The organism is Bradyrhizobium sp. Crot121 (genome assembly GCF_059512385.1).
Window position 1 is genome coordinate 1 of sequence record NZ_JCAMOR010000258.1, and the last position, 1,070, is coordinate 1,070.

Here is a 1,070-nt window from a genome sequence, read left to right on the forward strand (position 1 = left end):
TGCTCGGCTTACGGTCCCGGCTTCTTCTTCATCCCCGGTACCGACACCTGCATGAAGATCGGCGGCTACCTCCGGGTCGACACCACATTCGATGGCGGCGTGCAGGGCTCGCCGGCCTGGAACGGCGACGCAGGACAACATAACCGCTACTTCGACTACTTTGCCGCCCGCTCCCGTATGCTGTTGTCAATCGATACCCGCACCGCCACCGACTATGGCGTGGTCCGCACCTTCGGGCAGGGCCGGTTTCAGTTCTCTACGCTCGGCAACAACACCTTCAACCCGAACTCGATCAATGGCTCGCTGCCGGTCGCAAACTCGCAGCTGCTCGACACTCCCGGCGGCGGCGTTACTACCATCCAATTCCTCTTTATCCAGTTCGCAGGCTTCACCTTCGGTCAGTCGGCGTCGGCCTACTCCTCGCCTTGGCAGGGCTTCCCCGGCAACATCTCGGACTTCCTGCTCGGCGGCCAGAACAATGATACCGGCGTCAACAACATCCAATACACTGCGGATTTCGGCAACGGAGTGACCGGCACCATCGGCCTCGACGATCCGACGGTATGGGACCGCACCGCCGTCTACAACCTGTCGCTGCCGCTGAACGCCACGCTGAACACGGGCAACGCTTATGCCGGCGTCCACGCGCCCGATGTGGTCGGCAACATCCGCGTCGACCAGGCTTGGGGTCTGTTCCAGATTTCCGCCGCGGCGCATGAGGTCAACGCCTCCTACAATGTCCTGAACGCCCTTGGAGCGCCAGCGGGCGCCGTCGGCCTGCCTGGTGCGGCGCCGACCGGAGCATCCGAGCTTTCCGGACATCCGGACACCTCCTGGGGCGGCGCGGTCATGGCGGCGTTACAGATCAAGAACATCCCGACCGGTACCGGTGACGACATCAAGATGGACGCGAGCTATTCCAAGGGAGCGACCAAATACATCATCTCGTCGGCTTCAACCTCGCCGAGCTTTGCCATGTTCGGCAGCTCCAGCACTTTTGGCGCCTATCAGAGCATCGGGTTCGGGGCGACGACCGATGCCGTCTATCTGCCGGTCGCAGCCGGCGGCGA

Annotated in this window: 1 protein-coding gene; it reads left to right on the top strand. The window is 63.0% G+C overall.

Translation table 11 applies throughout. From position 1 onward, the window contains the following. The coding region (locus AC5ZGW_RS46385) for a porin (protein ID WP_496114180.1) at positions 1-1,070 on the top strand (1,070 nt) is incomplete at both ends.